Origin of the sequence: Pseudoalteromonas sp. S1727, assembly GCF_005886375.1 — a bacterium.
GTDB classification, from domain to species: domain Bacteria; phylum Pseudomonadota; class Gammaproteobacteria; order Enterobacterales; family Alteromonadaceae; genus Pseudoalteromonas; species Pseudoalteromonas haloplanktis.
Genome location: NZ_PNDT01000054.1, coordinates 24526 through 45327, shown reverse-complemented (window position 1 = coordinate 45327; position 20802 = coordinate 24526). Strand labels below are relative to the sequence as shown.

The following is a 20802-nucleotide window of genomic DNA, read 5'->3' as shown; positions in this document are numbered from 1 at the left end:
TGGGATCTTCGTAGGACGTGCTTTAGCGCGTTAATTACACTACTGTCGCCATAAATGACGACCTACATGCTCAGTTGATCTGGTCAATTGATTTAATTTTCGACCCTCATTCACTTCTCATTTTCTTCTCTTTGTGCAAAACGTAGTACAATAATAAGTTAACTTTACTTTCTCTCGTCCAGTAGCGAGACCATCATTTGCTCGATGTTTTTCACACTGTAGGTGAGTGCGCGGAGTAATTCGACTTGGCTTTGTGGCTCATCAACTTTAACCTTGCTTGGTTTTGTTTCGGCTAGGTTATCTTTTTGCGTTAAGATTGCCTCGCGAAACTCGCTGGCATCGACTACGCCAAGCAGTGACACGAGAGCGCCATGGCCAGATTGCCCTGCGGTTTCAAAACTCAAGCGATACAAACCAAATAAGCGCATCAGTGGCCCTTGGCTTAATCCAACGTCGGTGATTTTTTCAAGCGGGATGGACTTTTCTTCTTTAAAAAATACACCACGTTTAACCACCAGCTTACGCTCGAGTAATTGAGCCGACATAGCAGCCAAGATTCTGCCACTGACAATCCAAACAAGCAGCAAAATCACGGGAATTAAAGGAATAGTCACAATCCCTAATGTACTGACACACACAGCAAAGACTAGCCAATACGACTTAATTTTAGGATCAAAGGAGGCACTTTTTAAAATAACTTCTGACATCTTAGCTACTCATAGTTGGATTATGATTATAAAATACGCGAACTTTGTTTTAGCTGCAATTTGATCATAAAAAACCGAGCATCTAGGATGCTCGGTTCTATTTGCTTATAAGGTGTATCAATGCTTAGTTCTTATTGATCAGTACCTGCATATTGTCACGATTAGGGCCAATCACCGTAAAGGTATAATTACCTGCATCTGTAATGGCTACATTAATATTTGCCCCCACAGCTTCAAGTAAACTTTGTTCGCCAACCATAACAATTGGCGATTCACCAACTCCACCATAATCAACAGTACTCCAATCTTCAGACGCAATTTTGAACTCATAGTCTCCAGGCTCTAAATCAAGTGATGTACTATAAATAGCATTAGCTTGATAGATTAATGGGTTATCTGTGCCCCAACCATTTAAGCTGCCGCGTAAATAAACTTGCGTGTCTGCAAACATTTGCGCATTAAATACATTCAGCGTGGGTGCATTCAAATCACTGGCATCAAAAATAAACTGATATTCGCCCTCGGTTGCAATATCCATCGTCATATTAGCGCCTTTAACAGCTAATAACTTATCTTCGGCAACGGTTACGGTTGCATCCGCTTCACCAGAACCATAATCAATGGTATCCCAATCTTCAGAAGCTATTTTAAATTCATAGCTACCGGCATTAAGAAAAGTCGAAAAGCTATATATTCCTTTGCCTTGATAGATTAACTCATCACTGGTGCCCCATTCATTCAAGCTGCCACGAACAAATACAGGCGTACCTACAAATGGTTCTTCGTTATAAATTTCCAGCTGTGGACTTTCTTTATCACTAGCATCAAACGAGAATACATAAGTTGCATCAATTGCAGCATTAAAGGTCATATTAGCGCCACTGCGTGTGAGTGCTTCGGCTTGATTTTCCAACACCTCTTTATCAGCGTCTGATAGCGCACCAAAATCCACACTCGACCAATCTTCAGAGGCAATTTTAAATTCATAGTCTCCCGCAGCTAAAGTAATAGCGACACGGTATTCACCATTGCCTACATATTCAAAGCTGTCAGCTGTGCCCCAATCATTTAAACTGCCACGCACATACACTGTTGTGCTACCAAAAGGCACCACATCTGGCGCGCCCACTGTTGCATTAGCACTCAAACCAATGCCTTGCGCTTCGCCTTGTGGTTTAATAAACACAGCTATGCTGTAAGCAGGAACATTGAACGTGCCTTCGGTTTCATTAGCACTAAAACTTACTCCAGACATACTGCTATCGGTGCTGTTTTTAAGTATTGGATGTAATTCAAACCCAGCAGCGGTTGGTACTGTATGTGAAAGCGCATGCTCAGTTGCATTAATTACTACTACGAGCGCATCTACTTGGTTATCTAAATCAGCAAGACCTTGACCATCATCAATGCTCATTACAATCAAACCATGTTGCTGGTTTTTACCGACATTGTGAAAACCTACACGGTCAATAACATCTTGCTCTGTGGTTAATCTAAATAAAGGGCTGCTACTACGAATAGCTAAAAACTCTTGGAACACATCCCCTGCGTACGCTATATCTTGCGGCTGTGCAGCAGCTTGTGGATTACCTGAGACCTTAATGATCTCAGGCCATTTCTCTTGGTTTTTCTCCGCATTAGGTAAACCAATATTCCAATTATTATTTTCTTTCGTTAAATCTACCGCATTAAACCAATCCCCTGCATTATAGCTGTCACGATCCATTGATTTTGAGCGTAGTAAATCAGCCCCAAGTTGCATAAACGGGATACCTTGGCTTACCAATGGAATTGCTAATGCCATATTATGGGCACGCACGCGCTGCTCAATACTCATACTTGTTGCATGCTTATATTGCAGTTGATCCCATAAGGTTTCGTTATCGTGCTTTGATACGTAGTTAATGCTGTCAGCAGGGTCTAAAGCATAAGCCGTCGGCTGAGTATTCCAGCTAAAGCTATTACCTTTTGCCGAATTACCTTTAAAGTCCTTAAGAATATAGTTTTGTAAATTACCCGCCAGCGATAAACGTAAGGTATCTTGGTCTGCTAAATTACCATCGGTCGGGTTATTACTAAACATAGCCCCACCGCGAACAGCCTCACGGATGCGGTCATTGAATGTGCCCACTTCGGAGCCTGCCATATCAGCTTGCTTAGCTTGAGTGAACAAGCGGTTATTAGCGACTTCACCAAAATCCCAGCCTTCGCCATAAAAGTAGTTGTCAGGGTCAACAGCTTGCACTGCTTCACGCGCTGCTAAAATTGATGATTTAGGCATGTGCCCCATAACATCAAAGCGGAAGCTGTCGTAACCAAAGTCGCGAGCAAGAATAACCAGTGAATCGCTAACAAACTTGTCCATCATCACATGTTCAGTCGCGGTGTTTTCACAACAGGTTGAACGCTCAATCTCACCGGTTATTTCACTGTATCTGTGGTAATAACCCGGCACGAGTTTATCAAATACTGATTTTTCCCAAATGCCTGATGACGTTGTATGGTTGTATACCACATCAAGAACCACACGAAGGCCGACCTCTTGTAGTGACTGTACCATGGCGCGTGTCTCTTTAACCCGAGCAATGCCCTCGCTACTTGAAGCATACGAACCTTCTGGGGCAATAAAATGATGCGGATCATAACCCCAGTTAAAACCGTCTAAATCACGCATGGCGCTGGCAAGTGCTTGAGCGTCATCAGAGCCAGGCAAGTAGCTTTGCATTAAATCAGCAATGATGCTGTTTTTATCTTCGATTTTACAGGCATCTGCTTCTTCGTTAATACGCTCACATAATTTACCTAAGGTATCGGTGATTTCAACACGTTGCTCTGTATCTTCTTCAATGGTGCCAATGTCTGTTACAGGGAGTAAATGAAAATGCGTTAAGCCTTTATCTGCCAGTTGTTTAAGGTGCTGCATTGGCACGCTTTCAAGTTCCGTAAACGCGAGGTACTTACCACGATTTACTTCACTTACTGACGTATCACGAACACTAAAATCACGTACATGACCTTCATAGATAATAGCATCTTCAGGGTTAGTGATTGTTGGCACAATGCGCTCATCCCAGCCCTCTGGTTTGGTATCGTCATCATTTAAGTTGATCAACTGCGAATACAGGCCATTGCTTGATACATTGAGTGAGTAAGGGTCTGTACTCCATAAACTTTCAATCGCTTGAGTAGTGGGATGGTAAACATCAAACGCAAAGCGGTAATAATGACGGTCGTATTGGCTGTCTAAGCTGGCTGACCAAATACCGGTATTGTTGTCTAACGTCATGGCTGTGCTATGCACTTGCGCTTTTTCGGCATCAAACACGTTGATCATCATATTGCTAGCAGTTGGTGCCCACACTGATACATCTATTGCATTGTTATTATATTGCACACCCAGCATGGCTTCGTTCGCGTCGTTTTCACCTTGGGTGTATAGAGCATCGAGGGCTTTTGCTGTTTGTACAAAGCTTGCTTCAAGTAGCTTGCCGTCGGCGTCGTAGCCCGCCACAACCAGCTGTTGTTTTATAAGTTGTTTTGCAGTAGCGGCATCCCAATTGCCTTGATAAGCAGTCCAATCTGCGAGGTGCGGCACTTTGGCTGCTTGTTCATCGGTTAAATTTGTGGCGATGAGTTCAACTGTTTCACCATTTAAGCCCGCATCTAAATCAACAGCCAAATCGGCGGCAGCTGATGAATGCAGCTTAATAATCTGCGTAAGCTCATTGCCGGGCTTATACAAAACCGTATTTAAATCTATCCAATGCGCTGATGCACCATCAATTGCAACTGGGCGTTCACCAAGGCTCGCAACTGGGTATTCAAATACTGTTGGCTCTCCATCAAAGGTAAAGTTCATACGCACAAAACGTTCATCGTCTTGCATCAGTGGCATGGTTAAATCCACATCACCATGGGCCTTACCGGTGCCCTCGGTGCCTATGTGAATAATAAAATTAGCGCACTCGGTATAACCGTCTTTTAGCGCAACTATCCAATAAGCCCCATAGTTTGGATCCACACCATCATACTCATGGCCATTAGGCCAATCGGTAGCATCAAATGGCGGCGCGTAAGCGTCACAACCGTCGGTATTCCAAGAGTGTAAACGGTAGCCTTCGTATCCTTCATTTTTATTGCGTTTATAAAATAATACGGCTTCATTTTCCCCTGCAAATACCACAGGATCTGGTAAGTCAGGGTTATAGCCATTAATACAGCTCTCATTATTTGCATCTGGAAACAACGGTGCATCGCAAGAAATAGGCTCAGGATCAACACACTGAGTCCCTTCACTGTTAGGCACTTGCGGTACATCACAAGCCAATAAGGCTTGGCCTGCTTTTACGTCACTACTGCCTGAACCACCACAGCCAAACAGTAGTGTTAAGCTCACTGCAAATAGCAAATGAGTCAATTTAGTTATTTTATTCATTATTTATGCTCCAATTTGCTATTAGTGACTATAGGTAAAACCTAAATAAACCTGACGACCAAAGTACTGGGTCGTACCGGTGATATTTTCATTGCCAAAGTAACTTTGGGTTGGTTCATCGGTAAGGTTATTAACCTGTAGCAACATGCCAAATGAGTCAGTAAATTGATAAGAGGTTTGAAAGTCGACCACTGTCTCAGCATCAAAGTTAACTATCTGTTCATTGATAGCTACTTGCTCTGAAACAAAGTCTGAGCGATAACGCACATTAAGGCGGGTTTCAAAATTATCTAGGCTGTAAAACAAGGTGCCATTTAATACATTTTTAGACAAACCAGGCAAACCTTGCGTTACCGTTTCACCGCCTAAGCTGGTGATAGATTCAACTTCGCTCTCGGTGTATGAATAGCTACCGTTAAACCCAAGACCATCAAACGGCGCGGGTAGAAAAGAAAATACTTGCGTGTAGGCAAGTTCAATACCGCGAATATAACCACCATTAGCGTTATTAACTGCAGTGGTATAAGTACCGTTAGTCGTTGCTACCTGCTCGCCACTGACTGGGTTTTCAATATAGTCAGGAACGTTAAAGCCATTACCTTTAAAATCAAATCCTTCTATGGCGATGGTATCGATAAACGAATCGATGTTTTTATAAAAACCAGCGATCACAAGCGCACCATCTGATTCATCAAAATAATGCTCGTAAGAGATATCGTATTGGTCGGCATAAAATGGTTTTAAGAATGGATTATTGGTACTTGAGCCGTTAATTTTACCGGTGGTTTTATCGGCCTGCGCACTGGCGTCCCCTGCCAGTCGGTTGATTGGTGGACGCGACATCACTTTAGCCGCCGCAAAACGTAATTGCGTGTTATCCGTTAGCTGAAAGTTTAAATTAAGGGATGGCAGATAATCAGTATAAGTTGTGCCAAGTACATTAGGTAAATAGTTTTTATTTACGATACCAATACTGTCGGTAATGTTTTGGGCACCCAGTGCCAAATCACCATTAACGTTTTCTAAAATAGTGGCCGATTGGTCAGTATCAACACGGCGAATACCAATATTACCTAACACTGGCATATTGCCGATCTCAGCATTAATATTAAGCATGGCGTACGCTGAAAGCACTTCCTCATACACTGAGCCACTTTGTAACATGGTCCACGAATAGTTAGTGGTGTAACCTTGTGGGTCGACTACCCCATCTGCATTACCCCAAGTTTTAACTGGCTGTGGCGCCCCTTCTGGAAACCAAGCATTAAGCGCCTTATCTAAATCAATCGCCAAATATGATGGAAAATAACTAAAATCACCTTCCCAATCTACGACGTTTACCATGTCATTGGTTAAACGCAGTGGCGGCTCACTCACTGAAAAATCACCATCATTACCGTATTCAAACACTGAACGATTGTTACTGTATTCGCGATCAGAGTAACGAGCACCAAATTCAACTGAGCTAAACCAGCTGTTATCCAACTCGTATTTAAAATCAAGGCGATAAGCGCTTACTTCATCTTCATTCTGATAAGGGTAAATACCGTACTTACTCACCATTACCCGTTCGATATCGCTAAATGCCGCCGCTTGATTAAAGCCAACATCCGGTAAATTCAAACCATTGAGCTGATAGTTTATTGATACATTTTTATCTAAAACTGGTTCTTGCGCTGTAGCATCTTCGGCAACCAACGCCCACAATAAACCATTGCGGAAATTACTTTTAGCCCGTGATAGCGACACATCAACATTAACGTTTAAACGTTCTGTCACTTGCCAATCGGCGTTAATGCCATAGCTGTCTACTTCGTCAAAGTCTTGGTTATCATCATTTACAATTTCAATACGAGTGTAGCCTTTTGAAGTACGATTAACAGAGGCACCAACCACCGAATTTCCCTCTAGCTGAGCGTTTGTATAAGTGGCCGTTGGGCCGCCTAATTTCACTCGTAAACCACGGGCAAATGATTCTGTATCAAAGCGTGATAAAAACACGTCCCCTTTTAATTTAAAATTATCCACCGGCACCCACTCAATTGCCGCCATATAACCGTTACGGGTTTCTTCACCGCCTAAATGCTGAAGCTCAAAGCCTTCGCTGATGTATTCGTTTTCTGGTTTTACCTCAGGGCCATTAGTATCATTAGCAACACCGTCGACATCTTTATGATCGTTATACGCAAGACCAATGAATTGCGTTGCTACACTAGGTTGAAATAAGCGAGCATAACCAAGTGCAACACCTAAAGTATCGTCAAGGTACTTGCCTTGGTAAGAAAAACTAATGCGGTCGCCAAATTCAGTGGCATCGTTCACCTCTGACGCGCGATCGTTGTACATACCTCTGGCGTTAACCACAAACTTATGCTGCTGATCATTATCTAGCGGACTGGCTGTTTGCAGTTCTACAGTCCCTGCCACACCGCCTTCAATAAGCGAGGCTTTCGGGGATTTATACACGGCTGCAGAGCTAATTAATTCTGATGGATACTGATCAAACTCAATACTACGACTGCCGCTGGTTGATACTTGTTCGCGACCATTTAAGGTGGAAAATACAAACCCACCAGACATACCACGAATGTTGATTTCCGCGGCTTGTCCGCCAGTTCGTACCGCTGATATCCCCGGTAATCGAGTCAATGCATCAGCCATAGAGACATCAGGCAATGCCCCTAAGTCATCTGCCGATAACTGCTCTGATACTGTATCAGTAAAACGTTTTTGATTAAGTGATTGAATTAAACTGCGACTAAACCCAGTCACTTCAATAACTTCAAGTTCCTCACCTAATTGCGGTTTTTCAGCATTATTTTGTGCATCATTTTCAACCGCGCCTAACGCACTACTCGCTGCAAACATTGCGAGCATTAGTGCACTCAGTTTGAATTTCCCCATGAGCTTCCTACCCTATTAACTTTATAGTTGTGTGTTGTATTTTTTAAAAAGGTGTGCCGTTTATTTTTAAATTGTGGATAAAATAAAACCAATAAAGTGTAACTAAAAAGTAAATTAAGTGTGATGAATACGTATGCATTAGCAAAGACAATAGCTTGCGGGGAAAGGAACTTAGTTACGAAGTGCTGCGATCGTGTAGATAACGTGAAATAAATCGATATGCGAGCAGAAAGCTCGCTTTATGCCACGATCTCGCGGGGAAATTACAAATTACTAGAAACAACTTTTAAGGTAAGCGGTAAAGATTAATAAAATTTAATAACCTACATCATAAGCACAGCTCTTATTGCTAGTCCTATAAAAACCACAGCCAACCTTAGCCCAGGTGACATCGCACCCACCATCCAAATGGCGACTAAACTTAGCGATAACGTCATTTACAATTCCGTATTTTCGATAAGTAACGCATAACCATTCGCTTCGCCGAAAAAACCTGTAATCGAACTTACCGTTATCACTTTCCAACCATCTTGGTTTAATTGATAAATTTTTTCGTTTAGTGCCTCGATGTTTACGCCACCGAAAAAGCGTGTTTTTTTAAATTCTATTATTTTTTGCATAGCTTTAGCCTTTACAGTTGATATTCAAAGTCATAAAAGTGAATGCCTTGTTCAATGCGGATTGCCATATCACCAGTTAATCCTTCTAGCTCACCGCTTGCTGAATCAGGCACAACTTGTAAGATTAGACTGTCTTTGCCTTTATTCATTTGCCCATAGTGCTGAAGCACAAAACTGCCTTTTTTGCCTGATAAACTCCCCGTTACTTGCTCAATGGCGACATAACCGGCACTACCTTGCGTGGCTGTCATTGCACTGAGCATTTCGCCCGTGCTGGTTGCATCAAGCTCACCGGTAAAGGTTTTATCAATTGACATACGCCCCAAATTTACGCCATCAACGCCTTTCGCATAACCTTCAATGGGGTTGAGTTTAACGTTAAATTCGCCCGTTACTTTTTGAGTCGCCATAGCTAGTCCCTTCGTTGTTATAGAGTTAGTTATTGAAATTATGATTTATGTAACCATATCTATACCTTATCCACCAAAAAGAATCCAGCATGAGCACCAGCAAACCCGAGCCAAAAGAAAAAGCTGCTTTTAGTAGTTTAATTCCAATTTTTCAGTTTATTAAACCTTACAAATGGGTGGTTTTTTCTGCACTTGCAGCGCTACTAGTAACCGCGGGAGTTAACTTATCACTCGGTCAAGGGGTTAAATTTGTCATCGATCACGGCTTTATTGCAGGCTCTCAAGAGCAGCTAAAACAAGCCGTGTTAGTGCTCATTGGGTTGATCAGCTTACTAGCCATTGGCACCTTTAGCCGTTTTTATTTAATGTCGTGGATTGGTGAACGTGTTAGTAATGATATTCGTAAAGCGGTGTTTGACCGCATTGTTACCCTTCATCCGAGTTATTTTGAAGAAAACCGCAGTGGCGAATTAATGTCACGACTCACCACTGATACCACCTTACTGCAATCTATTATTGGCTCGTCATTTTCTATGGCGCTGCGAAGCGCACTAATGTTGGTGGGTGGTTTAGCTATGCTATTAATCACTAACTTAAAACTCACTTTGGTGGTGGTTGCTTGTGTACCGTTGGTTTTAGTGCCGATGATGGTATTTGGCAAAAAAGTACGTAAGCTTGCCAGCTCCAGCCAAGATGCGATTGCCGATATAAGCACGTATGCTGGCGAAATTATTCAAAACATCAAAGTGGTACAAAGCTATAGTCATGAACAGCGTGAGCAGCACGCCTTTGCACTCGAGACCGAAAAAGCCTTTAAGGTTGCCAAAAGCCGCATTAAGCAACGCTCGTTTTTAATTGCCGCAGTGATATTTTTAACCTTTAGTGCCATAAGCGTGATGCTTTGGGTTGGCGGCAGCGATGTACTCGCAGGCACCATGACCGGTGGTGAGCTAGGCGCGTTTGTGTTTTACGCCATTATGGTGGCTATGTCAGTGGCAACCGTGGCCGAAGTATATGGTGAATTACAGCGTGCGGCTGGTGCCGCAGCACGACTGCTTGAGCTGTTAGCGGTAAAAAGTGAAATTGTAAACCCTGAAGCACCACTTGATGAACAGTTGCAGTTAAACAATAAATCAGCGGCCATTGAGCTCAATAACATTACTTTTAATTACCCATCACGTCCTGATGTAAGTGCACTGAGAAATGTAACGCTTAATATAAAACAAGGCCAAACAGTGGCGATTGTCGGCCCATCTGGTGCAGGTAAAACCACTCTTTTTGAACTATTACAACGCTTTTACGACCCCGCCCATGGCGACATTAAATTTCATGGCATAAATATTAAAGATCTGTCACTCAATACGCTGCGCAATAGCATGGGTATGGTGGCACAAAACCCAATTTTATTTAGCTCGGATGTCATGCACAACATTCGCTATGGCAACCCCGATGCCACTGACGAGCAAGTATATGCTGCCGCTAAGCATGCTCATGCCGATGAGTTTATAGCGCAATTACCAAATGGCTATGAAAGCTTTTTAGGTGAGCAAGGTGTGCGTTTATCCGGCGGGCAAAAACAGCGCATTGTATTAGCAAGAGCCATACTAAAAGACCCTGAAATACTGCTATTAGATGAAGCAACTAGCGCCTTAGATGCACAAAGTGAACACCACGTACAAGCCGCGCTTGAACATTTAATGCTAGACAGAACAACCTTGATCATTGCTCACCGCTTAGCAACCGTAAAACATGCCGATGTAATTGTAGTGATGGAGCAAGGTGAAATTATTGCAACGGGGACTCACCAACAATTAATAGAGTCTAATCCGCTGTATAAACAATTATGTGAGCTGCAGTTTAATAGAGATTGAGGGAGCGGTCAGCGGTAAATAATCTCAATCACCAGCTAATAAACAAGTGATTGAGATAAATAAATGCAAATAACTAACCTTCGGTGTTTGGTACGATTTGAATTTCTACACGGCGGTTTTGTGCGCGGCCGTTAGCGCTGTCGTTACTGGCAATTGGCCGAGTTTCCCCGTAGCCGCGTGTACTAATACGCCCAGCTAGGATCTGTTGGTTCACTAAGTAGCTTTTTACGCTTTGTGCGCGCTGCTCAGATAACGTCATGTTGTAGCTGTCTTTACCTGTGCTATCAGTATGGCCTTCAATACTTAAAAATGTTTTTTCGTATTTATTCATAACTTTAGCAATAGCATCTAAGGTGTTATGAAAACCCGATGAAATATACGATTGATCAGTGGCAAAAGTAATATTAGATGGCATAACTAAGCGTAAGTTATCACCTTCACGCACAACCTCGACGCCAGAACCCGCAAGTTCATCACGAAAAGCCGCTTCTTGTTTGTCCATGTAGTCACCGACAGCGGCGCCAGCTAGTGCACCAATAGCAGCACCAATAAAGATACGTTTATCATCGTGGTCACCGGTTGCTTTACCTAGCACAGCGCCGGTTGCGGCACCAATACCCGCTCCCACACCTGTGTTGGTGGTTTCACACCCAGTCAGTAGTACACCTACGATTGCTGCTGTTAGTAATGGTTTAGTTAACGTCATGGTAACTCCTTACCTATAAATTCTCATTTGCCAGCAAGTATGCAAAGTTATCCATGAACAAACGATGAAGACTCAGTTAAAAGCCCATCGCCTTGTGAGCAACTGTTGAATTTTCGGTTAAGAACCGAGGTATTTCGTTATCTAAGCTAAATAGGTACATCAATTAAAAACCATAAAACTGTCACTAAAATTTGTCATAATGAAATATAAAAGTGGTAAAGGAAAATACATTCATTATGTTACTCGCTATATTTAAACAGTTTTTTTTACTCGGTTGTATGAGCTTTGGCGGGCCAGCGGCACACTTGGGCTACTTTAAACGCCATTTTGTTGATAACCTTAAGTGGTTAACTACCCAACGTTATGCGCAATTAATTAGTTTAAGCCAAGCACTACCGGGGCCAGGCTCAAGCCAAGTGGGATTTGCCATAGGAGTTGAACGCGGTGGATTACTCGGTGGTATTGCGGCATTTATTGGCTTTACACTGCCATCCTTGTTGATCATGATATTACTTGCGATTAGTACCCATCAGTTTGATGCCATTTACTTTGCGATTATTGCAGGATTAAAGCTGTTCGCTGTGGTTATTGTCGCCGATGCCACTCTCAGTATGGCGAAAAGCTTTTGCACTAATTGGATATTAAAAATATTGGCCGTAGCAAGTACCATATTGCTTATATTAATACCAAATCTAACCAGTCAAATAGCTGTTTTAGTAATAGCTGCCAGTGTTGGTGCTATTTGGCCAATGCTCAACTTAAATAATGATGAGAGTAAAACCACAACTAAAGCGGGAATTAACTGGTTTGCTTTACTGCTATTTGCCTTACTACTGGCTTTAAGCTTTATTCCCCTAAATGAAAGTATCGCGTTATTTGCGCCTTTTTATCAAGCGGGTGCAATGGTGTTTGGTGGTGGGCATGTCGTGTTACCCATTCTGCAAGCAGGTTTGCCTACCCTTAGTACGGAACAATTTCTAACAGCTTATGCCAGCGCTCAAGCAGTACCTGGGCCTATGTTCACTATTGCGAGTTATTTAGGTGCGCAATTTGAGGGGATTCAGCCTGTTGTAGGTGCATTAATTGCTACCATTTTAATTTTTTTACCTGGGTTGTTACTAATGTTTGCTTTGCAAAACAGTTGGCTACAATTAGCCAAACGCCCTCGTTTTGCAAGTAGTATTGCTGCTCTCAACGCTGCCGTGGTGGGATTTTTAGCAGCGGCGTTGTATTCACCAATCTGGACATCTGCGGTCCACTCTATTTGGCATAGTGTGATTGTTGCCGTTGCATTTGCATGGTTAAGACTTGCTAAGCCACCTATTTGGTGGCTGTTGATAGCCTTTATTAGTATGGGTCTTCTTCAGTATTATTTGCCACTTTAATTGTGGGCTTAATACCTGTTGGGTTAATGGAAGCAGGACTAAATTGTCCTGTAACACTTTGGTAAGGACGCAAATCAAAAATAGGCAATACAGCAAGCAGATGGTCCATGATCTCTGCTTGCAGATGCTCATAAGATATCCAACGTTTGTCTTCACTAAAACAGTAAAATTCAATAGGTAAGCCGTGATTAAGCGGCTGTAGCTCACGCACCATTAATGTCAGTGAGGTATTGATCTTACTGTGCTGTTTTAAATAACCTTCAGCATAACGACGGAACAAGCCGAGATTCGATACCGGATCTGGTAGCGTATTCATCTTGATATATTCTTTTAAAGCGATAGTTTGACCTATCGTTTTGGTCAATTCATCATCGGCTAAACGTATACTATTCATATCAATATTAAGGGAGCGCTTGATACGACGTCCGCCAGACTCTTGCATACCGCGCCAATTTTTAAATGATCCCGCTACCAACATATAAGTAGGGATCGTGGTGATTGTATTATCCCAGTTTCGTACTTTTACCGTATTTAAACCCAGATCAATCACTTCACCATCTGCGCCATAGTTATCTACCTGGATCCAATCTCCGTAGGTTACCAAGCGATTTGCGGCTATTTGAATGCTGGCAACAAATCCTAAAATAGTGTCTTTAAATACTAATAAAGTCACGGCGGCAATCGCGCCAAAGCCCGAAAGAATATAAGTGGGTGATTTTTCCAGTACGATACTCACAATTAGGATCGCACAAATCATAAAGGTGATCAGCTTTACGACTTGGATCAACCCTTGAATAGGCACTTCTCGGGCAAATTCAAGCTGGTTATAAATACCACCCGCAATACTTACAATACTACTGATAATAAAACCGACATGAATAATCAACAACGTTTGGCCGATCGTTTTAAACACTTCGGCTACAAACTCACTTACAGGGTAGACACTATCAAACGTGGCTAAAAATAAAACGCAACACAACATCCCTGCAAAACGACGGTTTAACTTTGTTAGCATGGGGGCTAACACACCAATGCGCTCTGGTGAAAGTTTTGTCACCACTTTTTGAATACCAGGCAGCATTAACCTACGAGTAAATAAATACACGACCAAGAGTGAGAAAACTCCAATTGCGGTAGCAGTAAGAGAGCTAAACAATGCCGTATCTGGCATACCTTCAAACCAAGGTGTCACCAATTGTTGTAGACGCGTCTGTGTAGTCACGGTAGTTTAATCTCCTTATTGTTGATTAGGACAGCTTCAGCGTTGCGCTGTGCATATGCCATAGCCAATTCGCTATCTTTAGCTAACCATAATTGGTTAATCGACGCTTGGAAGCGAGCTCTAAACTGACTATCTTGCTGGTAGTTACCAAGTAACTCAGAACTGACTGGCACTAAAGTAATATTTATTGTAACTTCACTTAAGCGCCCTCGCAGAAAGCTCGCACAAATATGATTGCTTTGTGCTTGGTACATCAAGGTTGTATTAAGAATGGCATCAAACTGCTCACCCAGCACCTCTAATGCAAATGCAACACCACCCGCTTTCGGCTTTAATAAATGTTTAAATGGGCTTTGCTGAGCTTGATGTTTTGCAGCAGTAAAACGCGTCCCTTCAACAAAATTAATGATGGTGGTTGGGTGGCTACGAAAGTTTCGGCAACTGTGCTTAGTGCGCTCAACATCAAGACCTTTGAGCTTTGGGTTTTTCGCCACTTGCGCCTTACTGATGCGCTTCATGAATGGCATACCCATCGCCCACGCACCAGAGCCAATCAGCGGCACATATTTTAGCTCATCTTTTAGAAAAAATTTCGGCGCTGGTAATACGTCAATTGCACTTAGCACCACAATATCGAGCCAGCTAAAATGATTCGATATCAATAAATACCAACCCAGCTTATTAACATCACCATTAATCACTGTTGTCACTTTGGCATTACTGAATTTTAAGCCAAGCCGATTCCCACTACACCAGCCTTGATAAGCGCTATGTAGTAAGTTACTTACCCAAGCCATGGGTAATACTAACTTTATTAGACCGAGTATTAACACAATGCAGCCCCACAGCAAGGTATTACTAAAAAGCAGTGTACCTACTGCAAGGCCATTTAGCCATTTAGGGATGATATTTTTTAGCATACATACTCGCTTGTACAGATCACTTAGCTTGTTGCTCAAGCTTAACTAACTGTTGCTCTTTTTCTTGCCATAGGCGGTTTAATTCAGACTGAAAGCCAACCCTAAATTCAGAGTCTCCCGTGTAATCACCTATTAACTCGGGGCTTACAGGCCGCACTTCTATGTGTACATTTATGTTCTTAACGCGACCACTTGCAAAGTCGACAAAGCTAGGAATGCCATCTGGGTAATGGATAGTCACATTAACTACCTTAGAGATCTGCTCGCCCATCGCTTGCATTACAAATGCTACTCCACCCGCTTTTGGTTTCAATAAATGTGGGAAAGGGCTGTTCTGACGAGCGTGTTTTTGTGCTGTAAAACGTGTACCTTCAACAAAGTTAACAATACTTACCGGCATCTCTTTGAACTTTTCACAGGCTTTACGTGTTGTTTCTAAGTCTTTGCCTCGCAGTTTAGGGTTCTTTTTTAATTGGCTTTTGCTTGTGCGCGTCATAAATGGGAAATCCAGTGCCCACCATGCCAAGCCTAAAAATGGCACATAAATAAGCTCTTTCTTTAAAAAGAAGTTTAAAAATGGGATGCGGCGATTAAGTACACGCTGCATCACTAAAATATCCACCCAACTTTGGTGGTTGGCAATAACTAAATACCAGTCTTTTAGCTTTATTTCTTCAAGCCCAGTGACATTTAGCTGATGAGGAGTAAAAATATTTTGATTAATCGAATTGCAAGACACCCAAATACTGGCACACTTTTTAGCCGACCAACTCATGGCTTTTTGCAATGGTTTAATCGGCAGTAATTTAATTAAGCCACAAATAAAAATAGGCACAAACCAAATTATCGTATTTAGGGTGTAGAAAAAGATGCTAAAAATACAACGGATCAAAGACATTACTACTTAATTCCTTTCATTAAAACTGTTAGGCAATTGATTAAGCCATACCCAATATTGCAATTAATCTTCAAAATAGGTATACCCTTCAAGACCTGCATTGAGCTCTGCTAAATATTGTTGCTTAATTGGCTCACTGATATCTAACTGCTGCACTGTGCTAGTAAAGTTGTCCGAAAAAATATCGCTATCATAATCAACAAACTTTAATACATCCTCAACACTATCACCCTTAATTGCATTCGTAAGCTGGTAACCTTGCTCGGTAAGCTCTACGTGTACAGAATCAGTATCACCAAACAAATTATGCAGATCACCTAATATCTCTTGGTACGCCCCGACCATAAACATAGCAATGTGATACTGCTGTCCAGGAACATATTGTGGGATAGGTAGGCTAGTTTCAATTCCCGCACCTTCTACATACTCACGAATTTGCCCATCAGAATCACAGGTAATATCTTGAATAATAGCGCGTTGTGTTAGTGGTTTGTCGAGATTTTCAATCGGCATCACCGGAAATAACTGCTGAATCCCCCAGACATCTGGCAGCGACTGAAATAAAGAAAAGTTCACAAACAGTTTATCAGCTAATTTTTCGTTTAGGTCATCAAGCACTTCACGGTGAGCACGGGCATTGCTTAAAGAAGCACGAACGCGATGCAAAATAGTAAAATAAAGCTGTTCTATCTTAGCCCATTCCAACATGCTTACTAGGCCGTGTACATATTGATCGTGTGCCTCGCTGAATAAGTGCATGGCATCATGGTAAATTTCCAGTGCCATACGTGGATTTAAACGCTGTAAACATTGCCACATATCATCAAGTACTAAGGCACTATTCGGCTCCGGGGCACTTGGGTTGCTGTGATTTGGTGCTTGTTCAACATCAATAACATCGGTGATCAATACCGCATGATGCGCAGTGAGTGCGCGGCCTGATTCAGTAATAATGGCAGGGTGTGGTAAATCATGCTGCTCACATACTTCAGCAAACGCATTAACCACATTACGCGCGTATTCTTCAACTGTATAATTCATTGAACAAGCACTGCGTGAACCCGAACCTTCGTAATCAACCCCTAAACCACCACCCACATCCACGGTATTCAGTGGTACACCTAATTGGCTTAATTCAGCAAAGTGACGGGAACATTCACGTAAAGCACGGTGAATATCACGAATATTGGCAATTTGTGAACCAATATGAAAATGCACCATTTGCATTAAATGCAGTTTGTCATGTTTTTTAAGGACTTCAACAGCCGCTAATACTTGCCCTGCTGTTAAACCAAACTTACCTTTTTCACCACCGGTATTTTGCCATTTACCTTTGCCCACTGAATTTAAACGGATACGAATACCAATGGCAGGCTCAATGCCTAAATCTTCAATTTCTGCGAGTAAGGTTGTTAATTCGGAGAGTTTTTCAACCACGATTTTAACTTTGTGCCCCATTGCTTGGCCAATACACGCTAAACGTAAAAACTCGCTATCTTTATAGCCATTACAAACGATAGTTATTGGCTGTTTAGCTACACCTAAAATAGCCATTAACTCAGGTTTTGAGCCTGCCTCTAAACCGACTAAACCACTGGGGTGGGCTAATAACTTACTGACCACTGAGCGCTGTTGGTTTACTTTTATTGGGTATACACAAGTATATTGCCCCTGATAGGTACGAGCATTACGTGCACTGCGAAAAGCATTGGTGAGAGTATCAACGCGGTTTTGTAAAATATCAGTAAAACGTACTAGTACAGGTAGCGTTAACCCTTGTTTTTTGAATTGCTCAGTCAACTCAGTTAATGAAATAGCGGCTTTAGTTTGATCGCCATCTGGGTAAGCGACTAACTCACCTTGGCTATTAATGTCAAAGTAACCATCGCTCCAATGTGCGACGTTATATGTAGAGCGTGCTGTGTCTAAACCCCAAGTCATGGCAAATTCTTCTCTAGTTAACAAGTTTCGCGGAATCGGTTATTTTAATACGTCATAACGCCCTAAGCTAACAAAAAATAACCTTTAAACCAAAGCTAAGATAAAATATTCGCTATACTGGTTAAAATTTCATTGAGCAAAACGCCAAGCACTGGCAAAATTGCCCCTTTTTCATACTCAACTCAAAAGTGTAACTAGCGACATGGCAAATTTAGAGCAAAGCAAATGGTTTACCGAAATCAGTGAACGTGACGGCAGTGCGTTCTCTCTACGCATCAATAAAAAGTTAGATGAGCAGCAATCACCTTTCCAAAAAGTCGAAATGTATGAAACTACCGACTTTGGTAACCTAATGATTATTGATGGTTGTACTATGGTAAGTAGTCGCGAGAACTTTTTTTACCATGAAATGATCAGCCACCCAGCATTGCTTGCTCACCCAAACCCGAAAAATGTAGTCATTATCGGCGGTGGTGATTGCGGCACCTTACGTGAAGTGCTCAAACACCCTAGCGTTGAATCTGTTACACAGATTGATATTGACGAAGTTGTGACACAAATGTCATTAAAATACTTCCCTGAATTATGTGAAGCGAACCAAGATCCACGTGCCACTGTCATGTTTGACGATGGTATCAAGTACATGCGTGAACTTGCTGCGGAGTCAATTGATGTGGTTATTGTTGATGGTACTGATCCGGTAGGCCCTGGTGAAGGCTTGTTCAACCATGCTTTTTACACGAGCTGTTTAAACGCGCTTCGCCCTGGCGGTATTATGGTGCAACAAAGTGAATCACCCCTTATGCATATGCCATTATTAGTAGAAATGCGTGATGCAATGACAGATGTTGGCTTTAACGATTTGCAAACACTGCCATTCCCACAGCCAATTTACCCAAGTGGTTTATGGTCAGTGACGCTTGCTCGTAAAGATGAAGCATTTGCAGGATTTAGAGAAGATGCTGCTGCAGACATCGCACAAGGTACAGAATACTACAACAGTGGTATTCACCACGGCGCGCTAGCAACACCTAATTATATGAAACGCGCTTTTGAGAAAAAGTAAACGTTGTAGTAAAAATTGATATGTAAAAGGGTTCGTACGAACCCTTTTTATTGCCTGTATTTAAGATTAACTAAACCTTAAAACGTTGCACTAAACGACTCAGCTCATCGGTTAACTGGTTCATCCTTACAGCCACCTCTTCAGTAGAATGTGCAAGCTCACCACCTTGCACGGTTTGATCATTTAATGACGATAAATTATGGCTAATTTCTTCAGCAACGGCGGTTTGCTCATCGGTTGCTTGCGCTGTTTGCATCGCCATATCATTCACTTTTATCGATGATTGCTGCATAGCATTAAGCACATCATTAGTTTGCGCAAATGAAGCAACAGCTTCATCAGCAAAGCGCTTGCCACCATTAATTGCCGCTAATGATTGCTCTACACTATTAGCAAATTGCTCCACCATAGTTTGTATATCATTAGTGCTTTCTTGAGTGCGAGTTGCCAAAGTGCGCACTTCATCAGCCACCACCGCAAAACCTCGACCTTGCTCACCGGCGCGCGCAGCTTCTATCGCCGCATTCAACGCCAGTAGATTAGTTTGTTCTGCAATTGCACGGATCACATCTAGCACTTTCGCTATATTCTCGGAGTTTTCCTGTAGCTCGGTTGATTTATTACTCGCGTGTTCCATATTATCAGATAACGCAACTATTTTATCACTGGAATTAGCCACCGCCGCTAACCCCTGCTTAGCAAATTGTTGTGAGTTATCTGCTTCTTTAGATGACTGCTGCGCAACATTGGCCACTTCACGACTAGCAACACTCATCTCATGCACAGCACTGACAATTGACTCGGATGCTTGGCTGAGTTTTTGGTTGACCTGATTATTTTGCTTGGCGAACTGATTAAGATCGATACCTAAGTGATTTAACTCTTTTGCTTGTTCTAAAATATCACGGATCAATTGCTGTAAATTATCCAAAAAACGATTAAAGGCTGTCGCTAACTCAGAAAATTCATCTTGGCTTTTGACGGCGATCCTGCCCGTTAAATCACCGTCACCGGAGGCAATATCATTGATCCGTGCAGTCACATAATGCATCTGTTTAGTTAACTGACGTGGAATGATATAACTGAACCAACCAGAAATGGCTAACAGTACTACCACCATAACCAATAAGAATCCTTTTGTAGTGCTAATTTTTTCAAGCAGCTTTTGTTTTTCATCTTTCGATGTCAGCTCCGCTTGCTCACCTGCCTTATCTAAAATGCCACGCAGTGCAGCAAACTCTCTATCAGCTTGAAGATTTTTTTGTCGGTTTTGTGGGTCATCAATATAGGCATTTGATGCCGATAGCCATTTATCAAATGCGTTGTTAAAGCCACTAAATTGTGCAGTAACTTGTGGATAGACAGATAAGTACTGCAAATACTGCTTAAATCGCTCAGCCACTTGTTGGGCGTTTTCTTGATGCTCTTGCAACTCTTCAGCATTGCCGATTTTATTCGTGACTAAATGCAACTCTGCAACTTTGGCTTGGTAGAGATCACGATCGCCATTAACAACTACTGAGATAGCATTAAGGAATCGCTCAGACTGTGTATCTAAAGCCACTTTTTGTAAATTAATCAAATGGCTGTAACCTGTGATCAATACAATTATTGCAATCCCAAGTAACATGATTGGAATGGAGCTTTTCACACGAATACTCTGTAATTTCATGTTTTACCTTTACAAAAAATGCTGTATCAATAGTTACTTAAAGAT

General features: G+C 42.1%; 14 protein-coding genes. 3 read left to right on the top strand and 11 right to left on the bottom strand.

Going from position 1 to position 20802, the window contains the following annotated elements; translation table 11 throughout:
• Nucleotides 1-164: 164 nt before the first annotated feature.
• From CWB85_RS13545 to CWB85_RS13525, 5 genes are all read right to left on the bottom strand, one after another.
• A complete protein-coding gene (locus CWB85_RS13545; RefSeq protein ID WP_138555175.1) occupies nucleotides 165-707 on the bottom strand; it encodes a PH domain-containing protein in 543 nt (180 codons plus the stop codon).
• 124 nt (nucleotides 708-831) lie between these two features.
• Entirely contained in the window at nucleotides 832-5142 is a 4311-nt protein-coding gene (pulA, locus tag CWB85_RS13540; protein WP_138555174.1) for a pullulanase-type alpha-1,6-glucosidase, read from the bottom strand.
• Nucleotides 5143-5163: 21 nt separating this feature from the next.
• Nucleotides 5164-8046 (bottom strand): TonB-dependent receptor, encoded by a 2883-nt coding sequence (locus tag CWB85_RS13535; RefSeq protein ID WP_138555173.1) that lies wholly within the window; start codon nucleotides 8044-8046, stop codon nucleotides 5164-5166.
• A 437-nt stretch (nucleotides 8047-8483) separates the two neighbouring features.
• Entirely contained in the window at nucleotides 8484-8666 is a 183-nt protein-coding gene (locus CWB85_RS13530) for a hypothetical protein (RefSeq protein ID WP_016710167.1), read from the bottom strand.
• An 11-nt stretch (nucleotides 8667-8677) separates the two neighbouring features.
• Nucleotides 8678-9076 carry a DUF3224 domain-containing protein gene (locus CWB85_RS13525; RefSeq protein WP_016710165.1) on the bottom strand — a complete coding sequence of 133 codons (399 nt, stop codon included), beginning with the start codon at nucleotides 9074-9076 and terminating at the stop codon, nucleotides 8678-8680.
• 89 nt (nucleotides 9077-9165) lie between these two features.
• Here CWB85_RS13525 and CWB85_RS13520 point away from each other — a divergent pair, with 89 nt between their 5' ends.
• Nucleotides 9166-10947: an ABC transporter transmembrane domain-containing protein gene (locus CWB85_RS13520; RefSeq protein WP_138555172.1), complete on the top strand. Its 1782-nt coding sequence runs from the start codon at nucleotides 9166-9168 to the stop codon at nucleotides 10945-10947.
• Between the two features lie 73 nt (nucleotides 10948-11020).
• Here CWB85_RS13520 and CWB85_RS13515 read toward each other — a convergent pair whose 3' ends face one another.
• Nucleotides 11021-11653, bottom strand: a complete 633-nt coding sequence (locus tag CWB85_RS13515) for a YiaD family glycine zipper/OmpA-like lipoprotein (protein ID WP_138555171.1) — start codon at nucleotides 11651-11653, stop codon at nucleotides 11021-11023.
• Between the two features lie 236 nt (nucleotides 11654-11889).
• On the opposite strand from CWB85_RS13515, the gene chrA reads away from it, so the two are divergent.
• The gene (gene chrA / locus CWB85_RS13510; RefSeq protein ID WP_016710162.1) at nucleotides 11890-13038 is read left to right on the top strand and encodes a chromate efflux transporter; all 1149 of its coding nucleotides are present in this window, start codon (nucleotides 11890-11892) and stop codon (nucleotides 13036-13038) included.
• Here chrA and CWB85_RS13505 read toward each other — a convergent pair.
• The 4 genes from CWB85_RS13505 to speA form a co-directional block, all read right to left on the bottom strand.
• The gene (locus CWB85_RS13505; protein ID WP_050901605.1) at nucleotides 13001-14209 is read right to left on the bottom strand and encodes a mechanosensitive ion channel family protein; all 1209 of its coding nucleotides are present in this window, start codon (nucleotides 14207-14209) and stop codon (nucleotides 13001-13003) included. The two genes, chrA and CWB85_RS13505, sit on opposite strands and share 38 nt — an antisense overlap.
• Nucleotides 14210-14256: 47 nt before the next feature.
• On the bottom strand, nucleotides 14257-15180 hold the full coding sequence (gene yihG, locus CWB85_RS13500; protein WP_016710160.1) for a 1-acylglycerol-3-phosphate O-acyltransferase, YihG family: 924 nt from the start codon (nucleotides 15178-15180) through the stop codon (nucleotides 14257-14259).
• A 19-nt stretch (nucleotides 15181-15199) separates the two neighbouring features.
• A complete protein-coding gene (gene yihG / locus CWB85_RS13495; protein ID WP_016710159.1) occupies nucleotides 15200-16078 on the bottom strand; it encodes a 1-acylglycerol-3-phosphate O-acyltransferase, YihG family in 879 nt (292 codons plus the stop codon).
• A gap of 63 nt (nucleotides 16079-16141) precedes the next feature.
• Nucleotides 16142-18019: a biosynthetic arginine decarboxylase gene (gene speA / locus CWB85_RS13490; protein ID WP_138555170.1), complete on the bottom strand. Its 1878-nt coding sequence runs from the start codon at nucleotides 18017-18019 to the stop codon at nucleotides 16142-16144.
• Nucleotides 18020-18221: 202 nt separating this feature from the next.
• On the opposite strand from speA, the gene speE reads away from it, so the two are divergent.
• Nucleotides 18222-19085 (top strand): polyamine aminopropyltransferase, encoded by an 864-nt coding sequence (speE, locus tag CWB85_RS13485; protein ID WP_016710157.1) that lies wholly within the window; start codon nucleotides 18222-18224, stop codon nucleotides 19083-19085.
• Nucleotides 19086-19155: 70 nt separating this feature from the next.
• Here speE and CWB85_RS13480 read toward each other — a convergent pair whose 3' ends face one another.
• Complete coding sequence (locus tag CWB85_RS13480; protein ID WP_016710156.1) at nucleotides 19156-20757, bottom strand: methyl-accepting chemotaxis protein; 1602 nt, start codon at nucleotides 20755-20757, stop codon at nucleotides 19156-19158.
• Nucleotides 20758-20802: the final 45 nt, after the last annotated feature.